Annotated in this window: 17 protein-coding genes and 2 pseudogenes; 11 read left to right on the top strand and 8 right to left on the bottom strand. The window is 64.0% G+C overall.

What is annotated here, in order from left to right; all coding sequences use genetic code 11:
- Positions 1-32: 32 nt before the first annotated feature.
- Positions 33-533 carry a TlpA family protein disulfide reductase gene (locus ACZ5IQ_RS15510; RefSeq protein ID WP_225433764.1) on the top strand — a complete coding sequence of 167 codons (501 nt, stop codon included), beginning with the start codon at positions 33-35 and terminating at the stop codon, positions 531-533.
- Positions 530-1378 (top strand): cytochrome c biogenesis CcdA family protein, encoded by an 849-nt coding sequence (locus tag ACZ5IQ_RS15505; RefSeq protein ID WP_024444598.1) that lies wholly within the window; start codon positions 530-532, stop codon positions 1376-1378. The genes ACZ5IQ_RS15510 and ACZ5IQ_RS15505 overlap by 4 nt, the downstream gene beginning before the upstream one ends.
- 136 nt (positions 1379-1514) lie before the next feature.
- On the opposite strand, the gene ACZ5IQ_RS15500 is transcribed toward ACZ5IQ_RS15505, so the two are convergent.
- From ACZ5IQ_RS15500 to ACZ5IQ_RS15485, 4 genes are all read right to left on the bottom strand, one after another.
- Positions 1515-2060: a hypothetical protein gene (locus tag ACZ5IQ_RS15500; protein WP_226522004.1), complete on the bottom strand. Its 546-nt coding sequence runs from the start codon at positions 2058-2060 to the stop codon at positions 1515-1517.
- 298 nt (positions 2061-2358) lie between these two features.
- Positions 2359-3387 carry a TniB family NTP-binding protein gene (locus ACZ5IQ_RS15495; RefSeq protein ID WP_005148661.1) on the bottom strand — a complete coding sequence of 343 codons (1029 nt, stop codon included), beginning with the start codon at positions 3385-3387 and terminating at the stop codon, positions 2359-2361.
- Positions 3375-5339 carry a Mu transposase C-terminal domain-containing protein gene (locus ACZ5IQ_RS15490; protein WP_005148662.1) on the bottom strand — a complete coding sequence of 655 codons (1965 nt, stop codon included), beginning with the start codon at positions 5337-5339 and terminating at the stop codon, positions 3375-3377. Before ACZ5IQ_RS15490 ends, ACZ5IQ_RS15495 begins: the two co-directional genes overlap by 13 nt.
- A 123-nt stretch (positions 5340-5462) precedes the next feature.
- Positions 5463-6029 carry a TnsA-like heteromeric transposase endonuclease subunit gene (locus ACZ5IQ_RS15485; protein ID WP_464481475.1) on the bottom strand — a complete coding sequence of 189 codons (567 nt, stop codon included), beginning with the start codon at positions 6027-6029 and terminating at the stop codon, positions 5463-5465.
- 49 nt (positions 6030-6078) lie between these two features.
- Between ACZ5IQ_RS15485 and istA the strand changes: the two genes are divergently transcribed.
- Together istA and ACZ5IQ_RS15475 are read left to right on the top strand one after the other, a co-directional pair.
- The gene (gene istA / locus ACZ5IQ_RS15480; RefSeq protein ID WP_406775775.1) at positions 6079-7689 is read left to right on the top strand and encodes an IS21 family transposase; all 1611 of its coding nucleotides are present in this window, start codon (positions 6079-6081) and stop codon (positions 7687-7689) included.
- 1 nt (position 7690) lies between these two features.
- Positions 7691-8488, top strand: coding sequence for an ATP-binding protein (locus ACZ5IQ_RS15475; protein ID WP_138247680.1), 798 nt, complete (start codon positions 7691-7693; stop codon positions 8486-8488).
- 62 nt (positions 8489-8550) lie between these two features.
- On the opposite strand, the pseudogene ACZ5IQ_RS15470 reads toward ACZ5IQ_RS15475, so the two are convergent.
- A pseudogene (locus ACZ5IQ_RS15470) lies at positions 8551-8841 on the bottom strand (TnsA-like heteromeric transposase endonuclease subunit); the annotation flags it as partial.
- A 512-nt stretch (positions 8842-9353) separates the two neighbouring features.
- Here ACZ5IQ_RS15470 and ACZ5IQ_RS15465 point away from each other — a divergent pair.
- A pseudogene (locus ACZ5IQ_RS15465) lies at positions 9354-10264 on the top strand (DUF4436 domain-containing protein).
- On the opposite strand, the gene ACZ5IQ_RS15460 reads toward ACZ5IQ_RS15465, so the two are convergent.
- Positions 10209-11255 carry an alpha/beta fold hydrolase gene (locus tag ACZ5IQ_RS15460; protein ID WP_464480015.1) on the bottom strand — a complete coding sequence of 349 codons (1047 nt, stop codon included), beginning with the start codon at positions 11253-11255 and terminating at the stop codon, positions 10209-10211. The pseudogene ACZ5IQ_RS15465 and the gene ACZ5IQ_RS15460 sit on opposite strands and share 56 nt — an antisense overlap.
- 154 nt (positions 11256-11409) lie before the next feature.
- Here ACZ5IQ_RS15460 and ACZ5IQ_RS15455 point away from each other — a divergent pair, with 154 nt between their 5' ends.
- Complete coding sequence (locus ACZ5IQ_RS15455; RefSeq protein ID WP_212811432.1) at positions 11410-12084, top strand: GNAT family N-acetyltransferase; 675 nt, start codon at positions 11410-11412, stop codon at positions 12082-12084.
- 170 nt (positions 12085-12254) lie between these two features.
- Positions 12255-13922, top strand: coding sequence for a sugar transferase (locus tag ACZ5IQ_RS15450; protein ID WP_244872544.1), 1668 nt, complete (start codon positions 12255-12257; stop codon positions 13920-13922).
- A gap of 1111 nt (positions 13923-15033) precedes the next feature.
- On the opposite strand, the gene ACZ5IQ_RS15445 is transcribed toward ACZ5IQ_RS15450, so the two are convergent.
- Together ACZ5IQ_RS15445 and ACZ5IQ_RS15440 are read right to left on the bottom strand one after the other, a co-directional pair.
- On the bottom strand, positions 15034-15966 hold the full coding sequence (locus ACZ5IQ_RS15445) for an amino acid--[acyl-carrier-protein] ligase (RefSeq protein WP_064860118.1): 933 nt from the start codon (positions 15964-15966) through the stop codon (positions 15034-15036).
- Between the two features lie 10 nt (positions 15967-15976).
- Positions 15977-17143: an acyl-CoA dehydrogenase family protein gene (locus ACZ5IQ_RS15440; protein ID WP_064860131.1), complete on the bottom strand. Its 1167-nt coding sequence runs from the start codon at positions 17141-17143 to the stop codon at positions 15977-15979.
- Positions 17144-17252: 109 nt separating this feature from the next.
- Between ACZ5IQ_RS15440 and ACZ5IQ_RS15435 the strand changes: the two genes are divergently transcribed.
- The 4 genes from ACZ5IQ_RS15435 to ACZ5IQ_RS15420 are packed head-to-tail and all read left to right on the top strand — an operon-like array spanning position 17253 to position 21265.
- A complete protein-coding gene (locus tag ACZ5IQ_RS15435; RefSeq protein WP_064860119.1) occupies positions 17253-17489 on the top strand; it encodes an acyl carrier protein in 237 nt (78 codons plus the stop codon).
- Complete coding sequence (locus ACZ5IQ_RS15430; protein WP_234789728.1) at positions 17486-18475, top strand: DUF1839 family protein; 990 nt, start codon at positions 17486-17488, stop codon at positions 18473-18475. The genes ACZ5IQ_RS15435 and ACZ5IQ_RS15430 overlap by 4 nt, the downstream gene beginning before the upstream one ends.
- Positions 18476-18479: 4 nt before the next feature.
- Positions 18480-20852: a glycoside hydrolase family 2 protein gene (locus tag ACZ5IQ_RS15425; protein WP_064860120.1), complete on the top strand. Its 2373-nt coding sequence runs from the start codon at positions 18480-18482 to the stop codon at positions 20850-20852.
- Entirely contained in the window at positions 20843-21265 is a 423-nt protein-coding gene (locus ACZ5IQ_RS15420) for a holo-ACP synthase (RefSeq protein WP_234789729.1), read from the top strand. The genes ACZ5IQ_RS15425 and ACZ5IQ_RS15420 overlap by 10 nt, the downstream gene beginning before the upstream one ends.
- Positions 21266-21314: the final 49 nt, after the last annotated feature.

Below are 21314 nucleotides of genomic sequence, written 5' to 3'. Positions count from 1 at the left end.
CACCCCACAGGTGGGCGGGCGTTACGGCTGTGATGCTGGCAGCGGGCGCGCTGACCGCGTGCGGCCAATCGGCCACAACCAGCAATCCGACCTCACCGCCACACGCCAACGCCACAACCCAGGCGACGGCGGCGACACTGACCACGGTGGACGGCAAAACCGTCGAACTGCCCGCTGCCGCCCCGACCGCGATCCTGTTCTTCTCCTACGGGTGCGGCGAATGCGTCGGCGGCGGTAAATCCCTGGCCGCTGCTCGGGCGGCCGTGGAGAAAGCCGGAGGCAGCGCCAAGTTCCTAGCCGTCGACATCGTCCCCACCGAGAAACCCGCCGATGTTCGCCACTTCCTGGACCAGATCGGCGGCACCAGCCTGCCCGCGGTCGTCGATACTAACGGGGCCCTGACCAGCCGCTACCAGGTGACCGCGCCGACCACCGCCCTCGTCATCGACCCGTCCGGGCAGATCAGCTACCGCGGCCACGCCCCGTCCCAGGATCAGATCCTGGCCGCCCTCGGCAGCAGCGCCGCACGGTGAACCTGCTCGCGCTCGCGTTTACCGCTGGCATGCTCGCCCCGGTCAACCCCTGCGGGTTCGCGCTGCTACCGGCGTGGATCACCGGCACCATCGCCACCGGCGGCACCGATGCGGTGCTCGTGCGGCTGGCCCGGGCACTGCGCACCGGGGCCGTCCTGACCATCGGGTTCACCGGCACCCTCACCCTCGCCGGTATCGCGATCAGTGCCGGTGCCCGGACCCTGGTGACGGCTGCTCCCTGGCTCGGGATCACGATCGGGCTCACCCTGGCCATCTTGGGCGGCTTCATGCTCACCGGCCGCACCATCGGTCTGCGTATGCCTGCCCGGACGCGTCATCGGCCGGACTCCCCAACAGCCGGTGGTGTGCTCGCGGCCGGAATCGGCTACGCCCTGGCGTCACTGTCCTGCACCTTCGGGGTACTGCTCGCGGTGATCGCCCAGGCCCAGGCCACCAGCGGATGGGGCGGTCTGCTGGCAGTGTTCACCGCATACACAGCCGGTGCCGCCACCATCTTGATGCTGGTCAGCGTCGGCACCGCCATCGCCGGCACGGCCCTGACCCGGCATCTGGGTATCCTCGCCCGCCACGGGACCCGCGTCACCGCCGTTGTCCTCATCGCCACCGGCGCCTACCTCGCGTGGTACTGGCTGCCCGCGGCCACCGGGCACACCGCCAGCGGCGGCAACCTGCTCACCGGCTGGTCGGCCACCGCGACCGGATGGCTGCAGGACCACGCCCTCCCGGCCAGCGTCATTGCCGCCTTCGCTGTGGTGGTCAGCGCGGTGGCCGCGTGCTGGACCACCCACCGCCGGCCAATCACCGGCAAGCAGCGCCGCCGGTGATGATTCACCGGCCGATACACCCAGCCAGATACCACTGTCCCTAACGATTAGAAAGCCGATAGATACAACCGTCGGACACAGTCAGATGCACACCACAAGTGCCTTACTGATAAGGCACATTCAAGACTGCCGACCCCTAAGCGCGACACGCCAGTTCTGCGCCGTCTGAGCGTGTCGTCAATACGGCAGTGGCGAATAGGCGTCGGTACTGCGCCCATTGCTCGACGGGGGTGGCGTCGGCATGGTGGGCGCCGGTGCGTTCGTTGATGCGGTCGAGCAGTAGCGTCGGCCAGGCGGGTTCCGTTGGCGTCCTGGGCTGTTCAACCCGAGGGCGAGCTGTGAGCAATGTTGCGGCTACGGCGATCACATCGGGGTAGGCCACCACGTGCGCTTCTAGGCCATTCTGCAGAATCCCCGCCGCCACGTGACGCTCTGCGTGAGCCCAGAAGACCAGGATGTGGCGGGCGTCGCCCAAGGCGTCATGAAGGTCGACCTCTGAATACTGACGGGCCAAGCGCCGATGCGTGCGCCCGGCACTGAGCACCGTGGGCCGGTCACGAAGATCCACCTGGTCGTCAAGAACGCGCGTTGGTGAACCGATCCAGCGTCGGTGACGGTGGCATACGGAGACATGTGCAGGCAGGTAGCAGTAGACGGGTTCGTGTATTCCCTTGCGTGCCATACATCTTTGACACAAAGGGCGGCGGAGATATTGCTTGAGCGCGGTGGGGTCGCCAGCAAGCCCGCAGAGACGGGACCGGATTACCTGCTCAGGTTGGCCGCTGACGACGGCCAACCAGTCCGGTCGCGGCCGGGCTGCGCATGATTCGGCGACATGGCCGCGCAGTGTGGAGACGCCGATATGGTTGGCGCGGGCCAGCCTGTCGATGTAGGACGATACGGCTTCCCAACGGAACGGTGCGATCGTTCGCGGGAGCCGCTGGCGTGGTCCGCGCGGCCACGGCCTGACAGTTGCCACGTCAGCTGGCCGTGCGGGCCGCGGCCGTGTGGGCGGCGTAGTCGATCAAAATATCGTCCATGGCCTCGCGGGTGATGTGCTCGGTGCCGTCGAGCATCGCTTGGATTGCTGAAGCCCGGATCAAGTGGGCCAGGCTGCCGATCATCCCGCCGGTGCGGCGGTGCAGGTAACGGGCCTGGGCGACAAGGCTTCCCGGTTCGTGTCGATGCAGACGCAAGGTACCTTCCATGGCGGCGACGAGTTGTCGCCACTCCTTGGCGTCGGGGAATGCGCTGGTGTGGATCACCCCGCAACGGCCGGCCAACTGCCGTCCCCGCGTGCCGGTGAACAGCCCCGAGCGTTCCACTTCGATCCCGGCGTAAACGAATGTCGCAGGCAGATGCTCGGTGAAGTATTTGAGGTGGTCGGACAGTTCTTCGCCGGCGCGGGTGTCGAGGTTGAGGTTGTGGATTTCATCGACCACCACGATGTCGGTACGGGCATCGATGAGCACCTGGCACACGGCATCGGAAATATCGGTCACGTTCATCCGCTGATTGAGCGTGGGAAGCCCCAGAAACCGTGCGAACTCCATCGCCAACTTGCGGGGCGACCCTTTCGGCGGGGCCGTCACATACACCACCGGAATCCGGCTCTCATCGCCGGGAAACCGTGCACGGGTGCGCAATTCGTGAAACCGACCCAGTTGCTTGATCGCCGTAGTTTTCCCCGTCGCTGCCCCGCCGGAGATGATCAGCCCGCGCCGGGCCCCGATCTCGCGCTGGTTGAGCAATGTCAACAGCCGGCCCTGATGGGTGATCGCTTCGATCGCCGACGTGGTGACCACCACCAGCTCCGAATGATGCGCAACCCGGGCCTCGTTGTAGGCCGTCCGCTCGTCCTCACCGAGGCTGGCCCACTCGTCGTCGGCGAGCAACGTGAACTCCGGCGGATCGGCATCAACAAAACGCCGCCAGCCCTCCAGCGTCGTGGTCGGCTGGCGGCGATCCTCTAACTGACCCACCGCCGCAATCTCGGTCACAGTCGCCACGTTTGGGCCTCCTTGCGTGCATCAAACACCGGCAGGGGTATGACCTCCGCCATCTCGCCGTCATCGTCGAAAGTCTCGTTGTCGGCGGCCCGTTCCGACGGTGACGGGCCATGATGTTCGGATGATTCCGTCGGGTCCGGCCAGTCCCGGCCGGCGCTCGCGGCGCTGGTCCGTCCAGTCACTCGGCGCTCGGCTTTCGTCTGCTGCTGCGGCCCAGCGGCGGCGCGGTCCAGCAAGTCCTCCGCGATGGCCGCAATCTCCGCTTCCTGGGTCTTCTGGGCCCCTCTGCGGTCGGCTACGGAGCGGGCGTGGCGCCACAGTGTCTCGCCGAACGGCACCGGCGAGGACCGAAGGTGCGTCCACGTCGCGGCCAGCCATCCGTCTTCGTGGTGATTGCGCACCCAAATCCTCGACACGTCATACGGGTCGTAGTGCACTTCCCACTGTCCGTTACGGGCATCGACCCCGGAATGCTGGCGCCGGTATGGGTTGAGCGCCTTGGCGTCATAGGTGCGATGGTTGATCCGGACCCCGTAACTGTTGATTGTGCGCCACTGCACGGGAAGCAATTCGATATAGTCGTCGGCGTCCAGTGGGACCGGTACATAGCCAGCCACCTCAACGAGGGCAGTGTATTTCTCGTTGGGAGACAACGCTTTCCCCGGCGTCACCGGATCCCGCAGGCCATCGTGGGGGCGGTTCTGCCACACCGCGATGATCCACTCGTCCAGCAGCGCCTGCAGCTCAATCATCGACCACACCGCGTCGTCCTCGGCGTTTTTCCCACGCCGCTCCACCGATGAACCGACGTAACCGGCCACGTACTGTGCGAACAGGGTGCCCACCGACTGCAATGTCCGCTCGATCTTCGGCTTATCGGTCGGGCAGTCGGGATGAGCCGGCTGCAGATTGATCCCCAATGTGCAGCACGCTTGCCGAAATGTTTGGGACAGATACGCTTTCCCGTGATCGCAGACGATCGTCTCGGGAGCGATCACCGGCCTGGCCGCAGCATCGGCCAGGCGCTGATCGACACTGGTCAGGCTGTGGTGCGGAAGTACCGACCGGGACATCCGCAGCGCATCGGCCCATCCCGGGCGCATCGGTTCGGGCGTCAATGCCCGCGCCAAGAGCAGTGACGCGTCCACTGCTTTGGTCGTCGGTCGCAGCACCGCGGCCGGGATGGACCGCGTAGCGTTGTCGACCATCGCAGTCAGCTCGACTCGGTCTACCATGCCGTCATCGAGCACTACCCGTACATCCAGAAGGGTTGAATCGATTTCCACCATCTCGCCGGGGCGCACCACGGTGATCGACCCGAATGGGCCATCGGGCTGCTTGGACAGCGATCGCCGCGTCCGTGCTGACCCGAACGTGTGCCGTCCTTCCGCGAGGCGCTTGACCAGCCGGTAGAAGGTGGGCTGCGACGGCATCGCGGGCGCGTCGTCGGCACCATAGGTGGCCACCAGCGTCTTGGCGACCCGCCGTTGCAGACGCTGCACCGTTCCCGTTGACAGGTCGGTCTCGCCCTCGATCGCATCCCGCACCGCGGCGACGACACGGTCGTCCACACGGCCGAATACCGCGCGCCGCCGATTATGGCGCCCGTCAACCACTCCCAGGAGCCCGTCCCGTTCGTAGGCAAATCGGCGACGCTGCAACGCATTCCGACTCACGTCGTGGCCGGCGGCACGCAGCTCGTCCAACTTGGCCAGCTCACGCTGCCGCAGAGATCGTTTCGCCGTGTCGAACTCTGGGCGGGGACGAATGCCCGCGGCCGTCCCAGGCGGGCGGCCGCTGAGGATCTCCACGATGTGGCGCTCCCACCACCGTGCTTGCTCGACGGCTGCCTCGGGAATGCCAGCCAGCATTTCCTCAGAACACAGTGGCGGTCGCGACCCCGACACCAATTCCAATGCCGGATCAACCATCAGCTGCGAGAGCGGCACCACAATCTGCTCGCCGACAGCGTCAACCAGTCGAGCTGATCCGCCCGACAGGGTTACGACGGTGAAAACACCTGCTGATAAACGGATTTCGTCTCCCTCTCGGACGACACCCGTTCGCACGTCAGGTCACCACCCGGTCCCGAGGCCAATCGCCGTGTCGTCGCCAAGTGCCGCTCCTTGCAGATCGGCAACTAAACGGCCGTGCCAGAGCAGATGAAACAGTACGGGCAGCACCACCAAAGGAGTCCCGACCGCGTGCACACCAGCCATCAACGGACGGACCCGAGCGAAGACCTCCGCCAGTTGATCAGCCAAACCGATCTTCAATACTCGCGGATGCCGATAACCCGACAACCAACGTAGATTCGCCCGCAGCACTGGATCGAGGGAACCGACACGCAGGTAATCCCAACCGACCATCGCGCACGTGGCGGCAGACCGATCGAACACGTCCCGATCAGCGTCAGAGATCCGGTCGTCCTCACGAACGTCGACTACGACGACAGATCCATCGCGGCGCCGCACGAAGTAGTCAGGAGCATGCCGCGTGCCGTCACGCCAATGAATCCAAAATGGTTGCTGTCGTCTGCCATGAGGATGGGACCAGTGTGACCTGATTTTTGCCAGGGTGATGGGACCACCTGGATTGCCAGTTATGGGACCACCGGCGCGTCGCGTCGGTGGTCTTTTCATTTGTTCGTTCGATCGCCGTGACGGCTCAAGGTCACGGAGGTCGGCGGGCATGGCTTTTCGGGAGGTCAGTGTGAATGAGATCAGGGAAGTGCTGCGGGTGTGGCTGGGGGTGGTGGGACTGCCGGCGCCGGGGTACCGCAGCATTGCCGCGCATTGCGGCCTGGACCGCAAGACGGTGCGCCGCTACGTCGAGGCCGCCCAGGCGGCGGGTTTGCGTCGCGACGACGACGTCAGCGCGGTCGATGATGCGTTGATCGGGATGGTTGCCGAGGCGGTGCGTCCGGTGCGCCCCGATGGCCACGGGGCGGCGTGGGAGCAGCTGGTGGGCTTCGAAGATCAGATCACCGCCTGGGTGGCCGGCACCGGTGAGCATCGGCCGTTGACGGTCACGAAGATCCACACCCTGTTGGCCCGGCAGGGGTGTGTGGTGCCGTATCGGACGTTGCACCGATTCGCCAGCCAGCGTTGCGGTTTCGGCCGCAAAGACCTCACGGTGCGGGTCGCTGATGGCGATCCCGGAGTGGAGTGCCAGGTCGACTTCGGCTACCTGGGGATGCTCACCGACGCTGCTGACGGGCGCCGCCGCAAGGTGCACGCGCTGATCTTCACCGCGGTGTACTCCCGGCACATGTTCGTGTGGTTGTCGTACTCGCAGACCCTGGCCGCGGTGATCGCCGGCTGCGAGGCGGCCTGGGAGTTCTTCGGCGGGGTGTTCGCCGTGCTGATCCCCGACAACCTCAAACCGGTGATCGCCGCCGCGGACGCGGTCAACCCGCAGTTCAGCCAGGGCTGGCTGGACTACGCCGGGCATAGCGGGTTTCTGACCGACCCCGCCAGGGTGGCCTCGCCGAAAGACAAGCCACGGGTGGAACGCGCCGTGCAGTACGTGCGGCGAAACTTCTGGGACGGAGAAACATTCACCAGTCTGCAGCAGGCGCAGGACGCCGCCACAGCGTGGTGTCGTGACACTGCGGGCACCCGCACCCACGGCACCACCTGCGCACGCCCGCTGGAGGTGTTCACCGACGAAGAGCAGCCCCGGCTGTTGGCGGTGCCGCAGGTCTATGACGTGCCGGTGTTCAAGACGGTCAAGGTCCACCGCGACTTCCACGCCGAGGTCGCCAAGGCCCTGTATTCGCTGCCCGAATGCTGGATCGGTCAGTACCTGGACGTGCGCGCCGACACCGAGCTGGTGAAGTTCTATCGCCGCGGCGTGCTGGTCAAGGTCCATCCCCGCCAACCGGCCGGTGGGCGCAGCACCGACCCCGCTGATCTGCCCGAACACAAGACCGGCTACGCGCTGCGCGATGTGACGACATTGATCGCCACCTGCGCCGCGCACGGCCCCAACGTCGGGATCTACGCCGAACGCATCCTCGATGACCGGCTGCCCTGGACGAAGATGCGTACCGTCTACCGGCTGCTGGGTCTGGTGCGCCGCTACGGCGCCGACCGGGTCGAACAGGCCTGTTCATTGTCGCTGGATCTCGATGTCGTCTCGGTGAACAAGATCGCCTCCATGCTCGAGCGTGCCACCGAGACCAGCTCCCCGGCCCTGCCGAAAGCGGTCGGTCACACCGCGACCCGCTTCGCCCGTGATCCTTCCGAATTCAACTCCACCCCAACATCATTGACCATCGTTTCCGAGGAGAACCGCTGACATGACTACCACCGCCCGTGGAGCTACCGACCCGATCGGCGCTGATCTGCTCCGACTGCTCAAAGCCCTCAAGCTCGGTGCACTGGCTGACACCCTGCCCGAACGCGCCGCCTTGGCCCGACAACACAAACTCAGCCACATCGGCTTCCTGGAAACACTGCTGGCTGACGAGGTCTCCCGACGCGAATCCCGCTCCGCGGCACTACGAGCGGCCAAAGCCGGACTCGATCCGAGCATGCGGTTTGATACCTGGACCGCCCACGGCGACCTGCGCTATGACCGCACCCTGCTCGGTGATCTCACCTCGCTACGGTTCCTCGATGCCGGCCAGTCCGCGATCGTCCTCGGGCCCGTCGGCGTTGGCAAGACGCATCTGGCAACAGCATTGGGAAACATGGCTATTCGACGCAGACACACCGTCGTGTTCGGCCGCGCCGACAAACTGTTCACCCGGCTGCGCGCCGCCCGCCTCGACCACACCGTCGACGCCGAGATCCGCCGCCTGGCCGCCGTCGACGTTCTGATCATCGACGACTTCGCGCTACGCCCCCTCGACGCCACCGAAACCAGCGACTTCTACGAAATCGTCGTCGAGCGCCACCGCGCCAAGACCACGATCATGACGTCGAACCGCGAGCCCGCCGAATGGCTGACCATGACCGCCGACACCCTGCTCGCCCAATCAGCCATCGACCGACTGACCTCCGCCGCGCACACCCTGGTCATCGAAGGACCGTCCTACCGCCAACGGACCCGCCCTCAGCTTGACCCAGACCCCGCCGACGAGCATCCTCAATAACGCGCCACGGTGGTCCCATCCCCCTGGCAATCAGGTGGTCCCATCACCCTGGCAAGCGACAGTTGCGACAGAACACCAACAACATCCGGATCGGCATCCAACGCCATCAACTGGTCACGTTCTACCCAGGACTCGTGACCTACATGTGCGCCGGTTGTGGCGAACCACCACAGCCCGGGAAAGTTACGCTGACCTCGAAACGAGGGGAAATTCCGCACTGGTGAACAGTCCAACTCAAACCGGGTTGCAGCACATCGGTCCAGCGATTGCCGCGTGCATCCCTCGCGGGTGTTGAACTCCAAGTCCACTGCACTCGCTACACCTGGCCCAGCCGAAACAGCCGACGTCAGCACACATAAACGCTAAGCCTCGTGCCCCAGATTCAATGAGAAAGACACGCACTTACCCCAGATTCAATGAGAATGCCCCAGAATCAATGAGAACGGACAACATGCCCAGGCGCAACCGTGCCGCCAACTCGGCAGCCCCCAGCGACGCTTGAGCGCGCGGGCCGGACTGAACCAATTTGTCACTGTGACGTTTTAGCCACGGCTAACCGGGTGCGCGAATATCACTGCAGCGCCCAGCCTTTCGATCCGAATTGGCGATCTGCCGTTCAACGCCGCGGTGTGCGCATGAGTGGCTCAAGCGCTGACTGGCCATCGATATGACAACAGGCGAAAGTCGACCGCCATTCACCCCCCTGCCGTCTCGGGAAACCTGCCGCAATGCTATTCGTCACTGTGACGAATAGCATTGGGCCGCAACCTGGTTCAACCTTTCACCGACGATGCCATCGGGGTTTCGGCGCATCCGTGCAGAAACCTGACTTACACTGCTGTCAATTATGCGGGAGGGGTCGCCGATGAAAGTCCGGGTAGTCGCGAGTGTGGCGGTTGTCGTCGCCCTGTACCTCACGACAATCGCGCTGTACGCGAGGACCGGCCTCGGACACCCGAGCCAAATCAGCGAGCCGATACCGACAGCCGATGGCACCACCGTCACCATCGACCTGAACGAGGTCCATTCGGTCAAAGGCGACATGGTGGCCAACGTGACCGTCGTGCCCGGTCCAGCGCTGCTGGACCCGCAAACGCACAGTCTTACCGAAGACCTCAGTGTCGCAGTGCAATCCGCAGTGACACCGACCCGCCGCACATGGACGAAAGGCATGGTGCCCGACGTCTTTCCCGTCGCGCTGATCCTGTCCGGCGACCCTGGCAGCTATCCATTCGACCATTACCGCTCGGGCCCGATCACCGTCGAACTGTTCCGGGGTGCGTCACACGTACCGATACGAGTGACGCCCGCGTTCTTCGATCGGGTGCCCGGATGGATGTTCCACATTCCGGCCGGCAGCAACGACGCCGCACCGGGTGTCTACCGGGTCAAGGCGCAGCGCTCCCCCAGCACAGCCGCATTCGCCGCAGTCCTCGTCGGCGCGCTCGTCACGATTGCCGTACTAGGAGCGGTGGTCGCCGTACAGACCGCACGCAACCGCCGCAAGTTTCAGCCGCCCATGACGACATGGTTTGCCGCAATGCTTTTCGCAGTGGTGCCGCTGCGCAACGCGCTACCCGATGCTCCACCCATCGGGACGTGGATCGACGTGTCCGTAGTGCTCTGGGTGATCGTGACACTGGTGGCCTCGATGAGCTTGTACATCACGTGCTGGTGGCGCCACCTCAGGCCCGAATAGAACGGCCGCCGGCGGACCCTCCTAGCGCGTGTCCAGTTCCTTCAGGAAGTCGTCGATCGCCGGCCACGTCTCGGTGACACCGGCCGACAATGCGACCAAGCCGAGATGGCTGGCTTCCACAGTGGCGAACCGAACATCGGCCGACTTCAGCATGGTCACCCCGTTGTGCACGCATTCCCACGGCGCGATGGCGTCCCGGTGGCTGCCGAACAGTTGGATCGGCAGTGTCAATGACGTCAGGTCAAGGGTCCGGCCCGCGACATTGACGACGCCGGTGGCGATCTCGTCGTGGTAGATCAGCCGGCCCCACATCTGAGATACGGCGCGCCCCGGATATCCCGGGAACGCGTCCTGGAAGCGGTCGATCACTTCGGCCCTGGCCAAGGCTTCGGTGTTGCCCAGGTTGTTGAGGACGAACCACGGTCGCTTGAGTTCGCGATCCCAGGACGTCGCGCGGTAAGCGGCCTGCACCACCGGAGCGGGCACCCCGCCCATGGCGCGCAGGACGGTGGTGACCGCATAGCCGTTGGTGGGCTTGGTGATTCGTCGGACTTCCGGGTAGCCGGGGATTCGGCCGTAATCCAGCGGCGTGCCGATGCCGGTGATCGAACGGATGGGCAGGTCCTTGTTGGCAGCCGCGGTGAACAGGCTGAGTGTGCCGCCGAGGCTCCAACCGATCAGGTCGAGTTCCTGAGCCCCGGAATCGATGAGCACCCGCTCGATGGCTTCCGGCAGGATGTCTGCGAAGAAGGCCTCCAAACCGAGATGCCGGTCAGCCCAGCCGATTTCGCCGTAGTCGACCACATACGGGGTACGGCCCTGTTCCAGCAGGTGAGCCACCAGCGATTGACCCGGCGACAAGTCGTAGCAGGTCGCCGAAGCGGCCAGTGGTGGTACCAGCAGAACCGGCACCAGTGCGGACTCGCGTCCGTCCGACTGGCCGTAGCGCCGCAGTTGGCGGTGCGGTTCATCGAACAGCACCACATGCTCGGTCGGCTCCGGTGGGCAGACACCATCGCCGAGCGTGATGGCGAACAGGTTGCGCGCCGAGGTCGCAAGCGAGGGCATGGTCGGGCAGTCTATCTTCTGCCTCCCCGCCCAGAATGGTTGGGAATAGGCAGGGCTACAAACGCGATTCAATCCTCGTGAATCCAAAGCCTTCCCGGCAGGGCCGTCGCCAGCGGCGTCCTGACGCCGTCTCGCCGTCTGGGATGATCGAGACGTGACCGATGTGCTCGCCGATCCCGTCAACGCCGCGCTGGACGGCCCGCACAGCCGATTCCGTGAAGTCAGCGGACGAATCCAGCGATATCACCCGGACGTGTCGGTGTTCTATGGTCACCCACGCGAGCTGACCGACGAGGACTACAGCCACGTCGCCCGCCTGGCCGGGCCCACCAAGATTGCGGTACTTCGCGACCGCGCCACGCCACTGCCCGCGGGATGGTCCGTCGTCGAGACATTCGGTTTGGTCCAATTTGAAGGTAGCGGCGTCGATACCGCGCCCGAACCGGCGGCGATACCGCTCACAGCGGCCGACGTACCCGAGATGACCGCTCTCGTCGAGCAGACCAAACCCGGGCCGTTCCTGCCCCGGACCATCGAACTCGGAACGTACCTCGGCATCCGTACCGCCGACGGTTCGCTTGTTGCGATGGCCGGCGAGCGGATGCGTCCGACCGGCTACACGGAAATCAGCGCAGTCTGCACCGCCCCCGAAGCCCGCGGACAGGGCCTGGCATCCCGCCTGATCCGCGCGATCGCACACGGCATCCGCGAGCGCGGCGAAACTCCGTTCCTCCATACCTCGAGCGACAACCCGGCTCAGACGCTCTACAAGGCGATGGGTTTCACCCTGACGCGCACGGTCCCCCTCGAGATCATCCGCATTTCCTGACGCCCCAGAGCAGTCAGGTCTCGTCTCACATGGGTCTGAGGCCAGATGTGATGGCCGTAACACGTGTTGATTAGGTGTCCTACTTGCCTGTTTCAACCCTTAGGTATAAATTTGCTCAAAATCGCATTCGTTAACAGATACAGCATCACGCGAGACCACCGTCGGTCCGCGTGTGGATCCTGAACTGGCAGGTGAATCCTGCAAGCAGCCAGGGATCGAACCCGCCGAGTGAGTCCCGCCCAGCAGAGAGCGCCCCGGTAGCCATGTCGACACCAACCGTAGAAAATGCGCAGGTAAAGTCGGTAATCAAGTCGTCCACCGGTCAGGTCGACACAACAAACCAGCTCAATCTGCAGCCACCACCGGCTACCACAAGCGGCAACCGGGGCAGGTCAATCCGTGAGCAACGTCACGCAAAATATGCACGCCAGCTTATTTTCAGCGACGCACTCGTTATTTGCTCTGCCGTCATCCTCGGGCAGATTTTCCGCTTCGCCGGTGCCGACGCGCGCCCTGTCTACGTCTCCCTCGACGGCGGTCCCCACATCCGCTACCTCGTCGTGTCCGCCATCATCGCCATCGCCTGGATGGGTTTTCTGTCCCTTGGCAGCCGATCAGCCAAAATCGTCGGCCGCGGATTCGATGAATACGTCACCCTCGCTGCGGCCACGCTGCAGCTGTTCGGCCTCATCGCCATCGCCTCGACGCTGTTGCACTTCGACATCTCGCGCGGCTACCTGGCCATCGCTCTGCCCACGGGTCTGGTCGGTCTGATCGCCACCCGCTGGATCTGGCGCAAGATCCACGCGAACAAGCGCCGCCATGGCTACAACCAAAGCCGCCTCCTCGTTGTCGGCGCCACGAGTGCCGCCGCGGACATCGCCACCGAGTTCGCGAAGGATCCGTGGGCGGGGTACCACGTCGCCGGATTCTGCACCCCGATGGGACCCACCCACGCCAAGGAAGTCATCACCATCGCCGGCCGCGACATCCCCATCGTCGGCACCGACGAAGCCATCCTTGCCGCAGTCCTGCACACCAACGCCGACACTGTCGCCCTGGCAGCCACCCACCATCTCAGCCCCACCGACATCCGCCGGCTCATGTGGGAACTGGAAACTCATGGTATCGATCTCATGGTCGCTCCCGGCCTCATCGACATCGCCGACCAACGCCTCACCAGCCGCCCGGTCGCCGGCATGGCCGTCTTCGAGATCACCAAACCCCAATACAGCCGTGCCAATTCGCTCATCAAGCGCACCTTCGACATCGCCTTCGCCGGTGCCGCGCTACTGGCGGTGGCCCCGCTCATGCTCGTCACCGCGCTGGCCGTCAAGCTCACCAGCAGTGGCCCGATCTTCTACAAGGCGGAGCGCATCGGCCTCGACGGCATCCCGTTCAAGATGACCAAGTTCCGCAGCATGTACCAAGACGCCGACACCCGCCAAGCCGACCTGATCGCTGCCAACGGCGGTGGTGCCATGTTCTTCAAGATGAAAGACGACCCCCGTGTCACCCCCATCGGCAAAATCATCCGCAAATACTCCATCGACGAACTCCCCCAATTCCTCAACGTCCTCACCGGACACATGAGCGTCGTCGGACCACGACCCCAAGTCCGCCGCGAAGTCGACACCTACGACGACCTCGTCAGCCGCCGCCTCACCGTCAAACCCGGCCTCACCGGACTCTGGCAAATCAGCGGACGCTCCGACCTAGCGGTCGAAGACGCTGTGCGCCTGGACCTTTCGTACGTCGAAAACTGGTCCCTACTACAAGACCTGCTCATCATCGCCAAAACTGTCCGTACCGTCCTGACTGGCAGCGGCGCCTACTGACAACCGTGGCAACCTACCCACAAAACTCCTGGACCTCGAGCGAGACCGACCCCGATCAACTTCGCTCGAGGTTCAGGCTCGTGAGGAGATGCGGCCGTGGGCACCTCGGCCGCCAGTCCGAGCCCACTATCGGCTTCAGGCAACAGTCCGATGACTCGGGACGGTTGTGATGAAATCAACCAGGCGGCAGGGCAAGGCGCTTTCGCTGACGGTCGCGGGCTTGGTCGTCGGAATTGTCGCCTCCCCGTCAGCGAAGGCAGATCAGCCGCCGCCGCTGGTGAACGATGCACGGCCAGCGGCATCGGGCGCCTCACATGGTCATTCGGTACACGGTGCACATGTGTCGAAAGCGATGAGTGATGGCCGTGATGCCCAGCAGACACCGCTGATGTCCGCCAATCCGTCTCCCCGACCGCGTAAATCGCTGCGTACGGCCAACGTACCCGCGCATAAGGCACCAACCAACAAGAGCCGCCCACTGGAGACCGCGCCGCTATCTCCGGATCAACCAGTTGCCGGATCTAACGAACCCAGTCGAGTCGATGCCCGTTCGCTTCGTCAGCAGGACACCACGATCTTCCCGATTTCCATGAACTCCGCGCTGACATCCAGCCCGCAGTCGAGTGCACGGCAGCGAGGCGACCTTTCAATGCCATCGGCTGACATCGCACCGGTGAGCGTGCGGCGCGCTGTCCGCGGGCGAACCTGGCCGGCCACCACCAGAGACACCGACGTGGTAGCAGGCCCATCACGGTGGGGCACGCTACAAGCCGTCGATATCACCCGGTTCATGCCGACTTATTCATCGCCAGCAGATGGCGTGCGCAGTCCCCTTACAGTCTCCTCGCAGGCACCAATTCCGGGGCTGTCAGATCCGGATATACCGGGAGGAGGATGTCTGATCAGTGGTGCACTCCCCGGCGTTACCGGGATGTTGATCCTCACCATGGTTGGCGTCGCACTCGGTCGTCGGCACACGAAACTGGACGACACTGCCGGTGTCGACCGTCTCCGCTTCATGCCGTGAGGGCAGGACGATGCATCTGAGCGGTTGGATCAACGCATAGCGCATATCGACTGTTAGCAATCGGTTCAGCGATGGACGGCCCTGTCACCATCCGAGTTGCTTCCGGACCAAGGCTGGCCACGAATCCGTCTCGAGACCATGAGTCACCAGGAGCGCCAGCGCAATTCGCTCCATCCCGAACCCGACGCAGGCGCTGTGTGCCGTCGCACCATCGGAAGTCGAGAGGCCGAAGGTCTCACCGAAGTGGTCACGGTGACAGTTGGCTGAGACAACTGCGGTGCCCTCGTCGAGATCCCCGTAGAGGCGCACAACCAACTCAGTCTTCAAGTTCTCGTCACGCTGGTTGGCCGCCAGCATCCGGCCGGCTCGCCCAAAGAAAGGATCATTGGCAGCTTCCGAGCGGGCATCGACCCCGAGCGATGTCAGTACGTCCATGCCGTGCGCCACCCACGAATTACGGTGCACCTCAGCCTGTTCAGGCGAACCGACACGAACGTACTCATGCATCCGGAAGGCCTGCATCCGTGCGGGATCGATCGCTGGTTCGTGCCGGAAGCAGTAGCCGTAGATGTCCATCAGCGCACCGCCTTCCGGCAGCACCTTCGGCAACGTTCCATAACTGGGGTGGCATGCGGCCGAAACCAGCATGGTTCCGGCCGGACTCAGATGCCCGTCCCAGGACATGCCGGCATCACGATCAGCCAGCAGGGCCCGGTGCTCGGCGTTGCCGCCGGTGAATGTCGACACGGCGCCGGTGAGGTTCGGAAAGGACGCAATATAGTCGGTCTTCTCAAACGCCTCGCGCGGATACAGCGGTGGAAAACGCAGAACCACCGCATTGTCACCGTGCACTTCGGCACCTTTGGCGCGGACCGCGATGTCGATACCATCGATGATCTTCTCGAAGGCACCGCTGCGGCCATACAACCCGTCGATCCCGAGCGGGACGAGCAACCCGGCTTCAGTCAATGAATCGCGAAATTCCTTGCGGGCGAGTTCGAGTGAATCGGAAACCATGTGCTGATCGTTACCCCCGGTAGGCCAACACGAGGTTGGCGTTATTCAAGCGAATGCGCTCATTGGAGACCATGAGCTGCGGTCCGAACGCGTCCCGCAGCAGACGTCCCATGGACAATGCATGGTCCTCACGATATCCATTGAGTCCCACAATCCTCAGAGCGTCGGTGACCACTTCGATGACAGCAGTCGACGCCGCGATCTTCAAATTGTTCATCGCGAGGGTGAAGCTGATCGTGGCCTCGTCGGCGTTTGACTCGACCAGCGCCTGATACCGCCGCACTTCGTGCTGCACCATCGACTCGAAACCCTGATGCGCGACAGTCAGATCGGCCAGCAATGTCGCCTGCGGTACGGATTTGCCGGGCGACTTGCGCGCAGCTTGCCGAACGGTGCTACGCGCCTTGGCGTAGGCAGCATCGGCGATACCCAGCCACACTGACGCCCACAGCGTGTGCGACGCAGGCAGCATCGTCGTGGCGAGGATGCTGGCAAAGTCGGCCTGGATCACATTGTCGGGCGACGTCCGAGTCGACAAAAGGTAGCCCGGACTGCATGTCCCCCTAAATCCCAGGGTGTTCCATGTGCTGGTGCGCTCCAATTTCGTGTCCTGGGCGGGACATAGCAGTAGTACCTGATCATTCGCCGAGGCGTCGGGATTGCGTCGCGCCGTGGCACCGATGTAGTCCGCGTGCTCGGCGTACGAGATGACTGGTGCGTTCTTCTCCAACTGCACGCCATCGCCGTCGCTCACCACCGCGCACGTGGATGCACCCAGATCGCCACCAGTAGTCACCTCAGTGGTTGCTGAAGCAATAAGTGATTCATTTGCTGCAATCAACTTTGTCAGCTCGGCGGGCGGCCCCGATCGGGCATATTTGGCTAGCACCAGCGCCTGCGTCTGATGCATTGCGAAGACCATGCCCGCCGCGCTGCAGGCGCCACCCAGGGCGCGCGCGACGACAGCCAACCGGCCGATTGGGAAGTTCCGGCCCCCAAGTTCGACCGGCAGGCCACAAGACAACAATTTTGCGTGCTTGAGAGCCTCGACAGCCTCGTGAGGAAAGCGCGCGTCCCGATCAACGTCGTCAGCGGCCGCGGCCGCCGCTTGCACAGCTTCGGCGAGGCCGGGCACCACAGCCTGGTTCAACGTTGCGACGCCGTCACGGTCGGACATGGACGCTTCCCCCAAAAGTTCTCGACGCATTCCGAATCCGTGGTGGAATGCCATTCGCTACAGCACTGACAGCTAACTCAAAATTCAGTTTGGCCTGTATGATAGCCCCATGCGGGAGACTATTGAGCGGGTCCTGGCGGCCCATGGTCGGATGGCCGTCGACCCAACCGGAGTGGCCGATGATGCCGACCTCTACGAACTCGGATTGACGTCACATGCATCAGTGAACGTGATGCTGGCTCTGGAAGATGAGTTCGACATCGAATTTCCCGACGAGGCACTGAAGAAATCCACGTTCGCCTCGATCAAGAACATCGAGGCGGTCGTCTCCAGCCTCGCTGGGTGACGACCGTGACACTTGCCGCGGTGCCCCAGACAGCGACAGCCCTGCGGATCGACGCAACGCCCGCCAGCCATGCACAGCATTTCACGCACGGCGCCGACCGCATCTGGACCGAGACCAACTGCTACCTGGATCTCTGGATCGAGATACTGAATTGCCTTGGGCTGAACCCTGTTCCCGCGTTCGCAGCACTGTTGTCCGCCGATCACGACGGCCTGTCCTGGACGTTCGGCAAGCAGCAACCCGACGAGCTGCGGCGGCTGTACGGCTTGGAGGTCGGCGAAGAAAACGTGTGGCTTCCCGTTCTAGACATCGTGGAGACAGGCCCACAGCGCGGTGTGCTCCACACTGTTGAGGTGGACAGCTGGTGGCTGCCGGATACGGCTGGAACCGCGTACCGCGCAGAGCACGTCAAAACCACCATCACCCCGATCTGGATCGACCGTCCCGCGCGTGAGCTGCGGTACCTGCACAACGCGGGGCTGTTCGAGTTGACCGGCGAAGATTTCGATGGCATCTTCGGCCTGACCGCGGAATCCGCGCTGCCGCTTCCGCCATACATGGAGGTGATCCGGCACTTCCCGCATTGGGCTGAACCCGGTGCTCTTCCCGCCATCGTGCGCGACCACCTGCGTCGCCGACCGCGCGGCAATCCGGTCGATCGACTGGCCGCCTGCGTCCACAATGCCGCCAGCTGGCTACCCGAGGCCGGTATCGCACGATTTCACCTATGGGCGTTCGCTTCGTTGCGCCAGTGTGGCGCCACCGCTGAGCTGCTCGCCGACTTGGCCGAATATCTCGACACCGAGTTCCCGGGCGCGGCGGTCGCCGCCGGATGTCTGCGCAATGTGGCGAGCAACGCCAAATCGGTGCAGTTCAAGATGGCTCGTGTCGCCAACGGCCGCAAGGTGGACGTGACTCCGGCGCTCGATTCGATGGCCCAGGACTGGCAGATCGGAATCCAGGTCATAGCCGACGCGGTAGGTTAGGCCGATGCTGGCCCGGTGGCAGGTCCTGCGTTGCGCGCCTGATGCATTCATACACCCCGACGAATTGGCCGATCAGTGGGAAGCGGCATCAGTTCTGGACGCACCCTCGACAGTGGCCGGCCTCCAGAGCGGTAACCCGGATGATTTCGACTGGTGGTGCCGTACCACGTTCACCGTTGACGAGGCAGCTGATGTCGCGTTCGCCGGCCTGACGTTCCCGGCGATCGTGTTCTTGGACCGTACACCTGTCATCGAATGTGAGTCGATGTTTCTACCGGTCCGGATCGATTGCGAGGCAGGCAAACACGAAGTGGTGATCCGCTTCGGTTCGCTGAACCGTTGGCTGGAGACTCGGCGCCCGCGCGGCCGCTGGCGCTCAACAATGGTCGCATCGCCGGGCCTGCGCTGGGCGCGGACCACATTGCTCGGGCGCGCCCCCGTGTATGGGAACACCCCTGCTCCCGTGGGTATTTGGCGTCCAGTCAAAGTGATCCCGGCGCGCCTGCGCACGGACATCGTGGCGCGGGTCGAGGGCGACATCCTGACCATCGCCGGAACCACCAATGCGAAGTCGATCCATATCGCCCTGTTCGATCCGGCCGGCAGCCTGATTGCTGAACATTCGGTGCCACCGACCAATGGCGCCGTAGACATCGATGTCGCGGTCGCCGACCCCGTACGCTGGTGGCCTAACGGCTATGGCCCTCAGCATCTTTACCGGGTCCGCGTGGCAGCGGACGGCGTCGAGATGATTGATCAGCTGATCGGGTTCCGGACGGTTTCGGTATCGACCGACGGATTCCAGATCACCGTGAACGACACCCCGATATTCTGCAGAGGCGTGACCTGGTCCCCGCCGGACCCGTTCCGGATGTACGCAGAAGACGAGGAAATTCGCTCTCAGGTAATGGCTTTCGCCTCTGCTGGCGCGAACATGGTACGGGTCGTCGGCGGGTTGGCATTCGAACAAGACGAGTTCTGGCAGGCGTGTGCGGAAGCGGGTCTATTGGTCTGGCAGGATGCGATGTTGGCGACGTTCGACCCTCCGGCCGAGCAGGGCGAGTTGATCGCGCGCGAATTGGGATCAGTTCTGCGTCGAGTGTCAGGGAACCCCGCACTGGCGGTGGTCAGCGGTGGTAGCGAGACTCTCCAGCAGCCCGAGATGCTCGGACTGAGCGCACAGGAATCCGCCATTGAAGTCATCGACACACTGCTCCCTGCGGTCGTCGTAGAGCATTCGGATGCCCACTATGTCCGATCTTCGCCCTCACCCGCCCCTGGCAGCGCGCAGCTCGCTATCCGCCCCGACACCGGTGTGGCCGGATGGTTCGGGGTGGGCGGTTACCTGCGGCCGCTGGCGGACGTGCGCAGCGCGGGGATCCGATTCGCAGCCGAGAGCCTGGCGTTCTCCAATCCACCCGAGTCCGCTCATGTGGAAAGGCATTTCGGTTCTGCAAGCGTTGCTGGACACCATCCGGATTGGAAAGCGGGTGTGCCCCGAGACCGGGGATCCTCGTGGGACTTCGAGGACGTTCGGGATTTCTACGTCCGTGAGATCTTCGGGGAAGACGTCCTGGAGGTTCGGCGCACCAGTGCCGAACGGTACCTCCAACTGGGCCGACTTGCCGTCGCCGGCACAATGCGCGAATGTTTCGGCTTCTGGCGACGTTCCGACTCGGGTTGCGGGGGCGCTCTGGTGTTGTCCGGCAGGGACTTGGTGCCCGGCGCCGGTTGGGGCCTCCTGGACTCCGACGGCGGGGCCAAAGCGGCATTAGCAGTGCTGGCCCGCACCTGGGCACCGGTGTCGGTCATCGTCGCGAACGATGGGCTGGCCGGCATCCGGATCGACGTACACAACGACACCAGTACGCCGCTGAACGGCGAATTGAGATTGACTGCAACGAATTTCACAGGTATCGCGGTCGATGCGACGTGCCGTGTGGCGGTGCCGCCCGCTTCGTCGGTCACATACTTCGACTCCGAGATATCTGGTCACTTTCGCGATCTGTCACATGCGTTCCGCTTCGGACCGCCGTCCGCAGACGCAGTGCAAGCCGTCGCGGTGTTCGACAACGCCCGCACCGCGCGCGACGTGTTGGTGATCAACCCGAGAGTCGGGCAAGCCGCGTCAGCAGTGACGGCCATGGTGTCGAGATCATCGCCCGACAACTGGGTACTGAATGTGACGTCAGAGGTCGCGCTCCGTTATGTCGAGGTCGACATTCCCGGCTGGACACCCGGTGACAACTATTTCGACCTGGCACCGCGGCTGCCCCACCAAGTTCTCCTGGCGCGCGAGGGCGGCAGCGAAAGGCCCACCGGCACAGTCGATTCGATAGATCTGATCACCCGCGTTCCCGTCCAGACATGCGAATGAACCCGCCTGAGGCGCAGGTTCCGGGCGCGCAGATTCGGGTGGGCTGCGACGTCGTGAGCCTCGGGGAGATCAAGCACTCGCTGTCAGCGTTCGGACAGCGGTTTCTTGACAAGATATATACCGCCGATGAGCAGGCGGCGTGCGCCGGCCCCGATCAGGTGGCCCGCCTCGCTGCTCGATTTGCCGCGAAAGAGGCTGCAATCAAGGCGTTTTCGCAGCCTGATGCAGCCTTTGCGCCGCGCGAAATCGAGATAGTCACGACTGCCCGACTGCCCGCTTTGCGACTCTTCGGCGCTGCGGCGATGCTGGCAGCAGAGCAGGGCTGGAACCAAATATCTGTGTCACTGACGCACTCAGACTGCCACGCTGCCGCAGTGGTCGTGGCGGTGTGCTCGGGAACAACCCACGGCTGAGTGGTCATTGGTGGCTAATGCCACGTAACCGAGGAGAAACATACAATAC

The organism is Mycobacterium toneyamaense (genome assembly GCF_055384815.1).
This window is presented reverse-complemented; position numbering and strand designations above follow the sequence as displayed.

Excerpts from the sequence above, each read along its gene's own strand:
- ACZ5IQ_RS15510 (WP_225433764.1), top strand. The coding sequence starts at position 33 with ATGCTGGCAGCGGGCGCGCTGACCGCGTGCGGCCAATCGGCCACAACC.
- ACZ5IQ_RS15500 (WP_226522004.1), bottom strand. The coding sequence starts at position 2,060 with ATGGCACGCAAGGGAATACACGAACCCGTCTACTGCTACCTGCCTGCA.
- ACZ5IQ_RS15485 (WP_464481475.1), bottom strand. The coding sequence starts at position 6,029 with ATGAAAAGACCACCGACGCGACGCGCCGGTGGTCCCATAACTGGCAAT.
- istA (WP_406775775.1), top strand. The coding sequence starts at position 6,079 with ATGGCTTTTCGGGAGGTCAGTGTGAATGAGATCAGGGAAGTGCTGCGG.
- ACZ5IQ_RS15475 (WP_138247680.1), top strand. The coding sequence starts at position 7,691 with ATGACTACCACCGCCCGTGGAGCTACCGACCCGATCGGCGCTGATCTG.
- ACZ5IQ_RS15460 (WP_464480015.1), bottom strand. The coding sequence starts at position 11,255 with ATGCCCTCGCTTGCGACCTCGGCGCGCAACCTGTTCGCCATCACGCTC.
- ACZ5IQ_RS15445 (WP_064860118.1), bottom strand. The coding sequence starts at position 15,966 with ATGGTTTCCGATTCACTCGAACTCGCCCGCAAGGAATTTCGCGATTCA.
- ACZ5IQ_RS15440 (WP_064860131.1), bottom strand. The coding sequence starts at position 17,143 with ATGTCCGACCGTGACGGCGTCGCAACGTTGAACCAGGCTGTGGTGCCC.
- ACZ5IQ_RS15435 (WP_064860119.1), top strand. The coding sequence starts at position 17,253 with ATGCGGGAGACTATTGAGCGGGTCCTGGCGGCCCATGGTCGGATGGCC.
- ACZ5IQ_RS15425 (WP_064860120.1), top strand. The coding sequence starts at position 18,480 with ATGCTGGCCCGGTGGCAGGTCCTGCGTTGCGCGCCTGATGCATTCATA.
- ACZ5IQ_RS15420 (WP_234789729.1), top strand. The coding sequence starts at position 20,843 with ATGCGAATGAACCCGCCTGAGGCGCAGGTTCCGGGCGCGCAGATTCGG.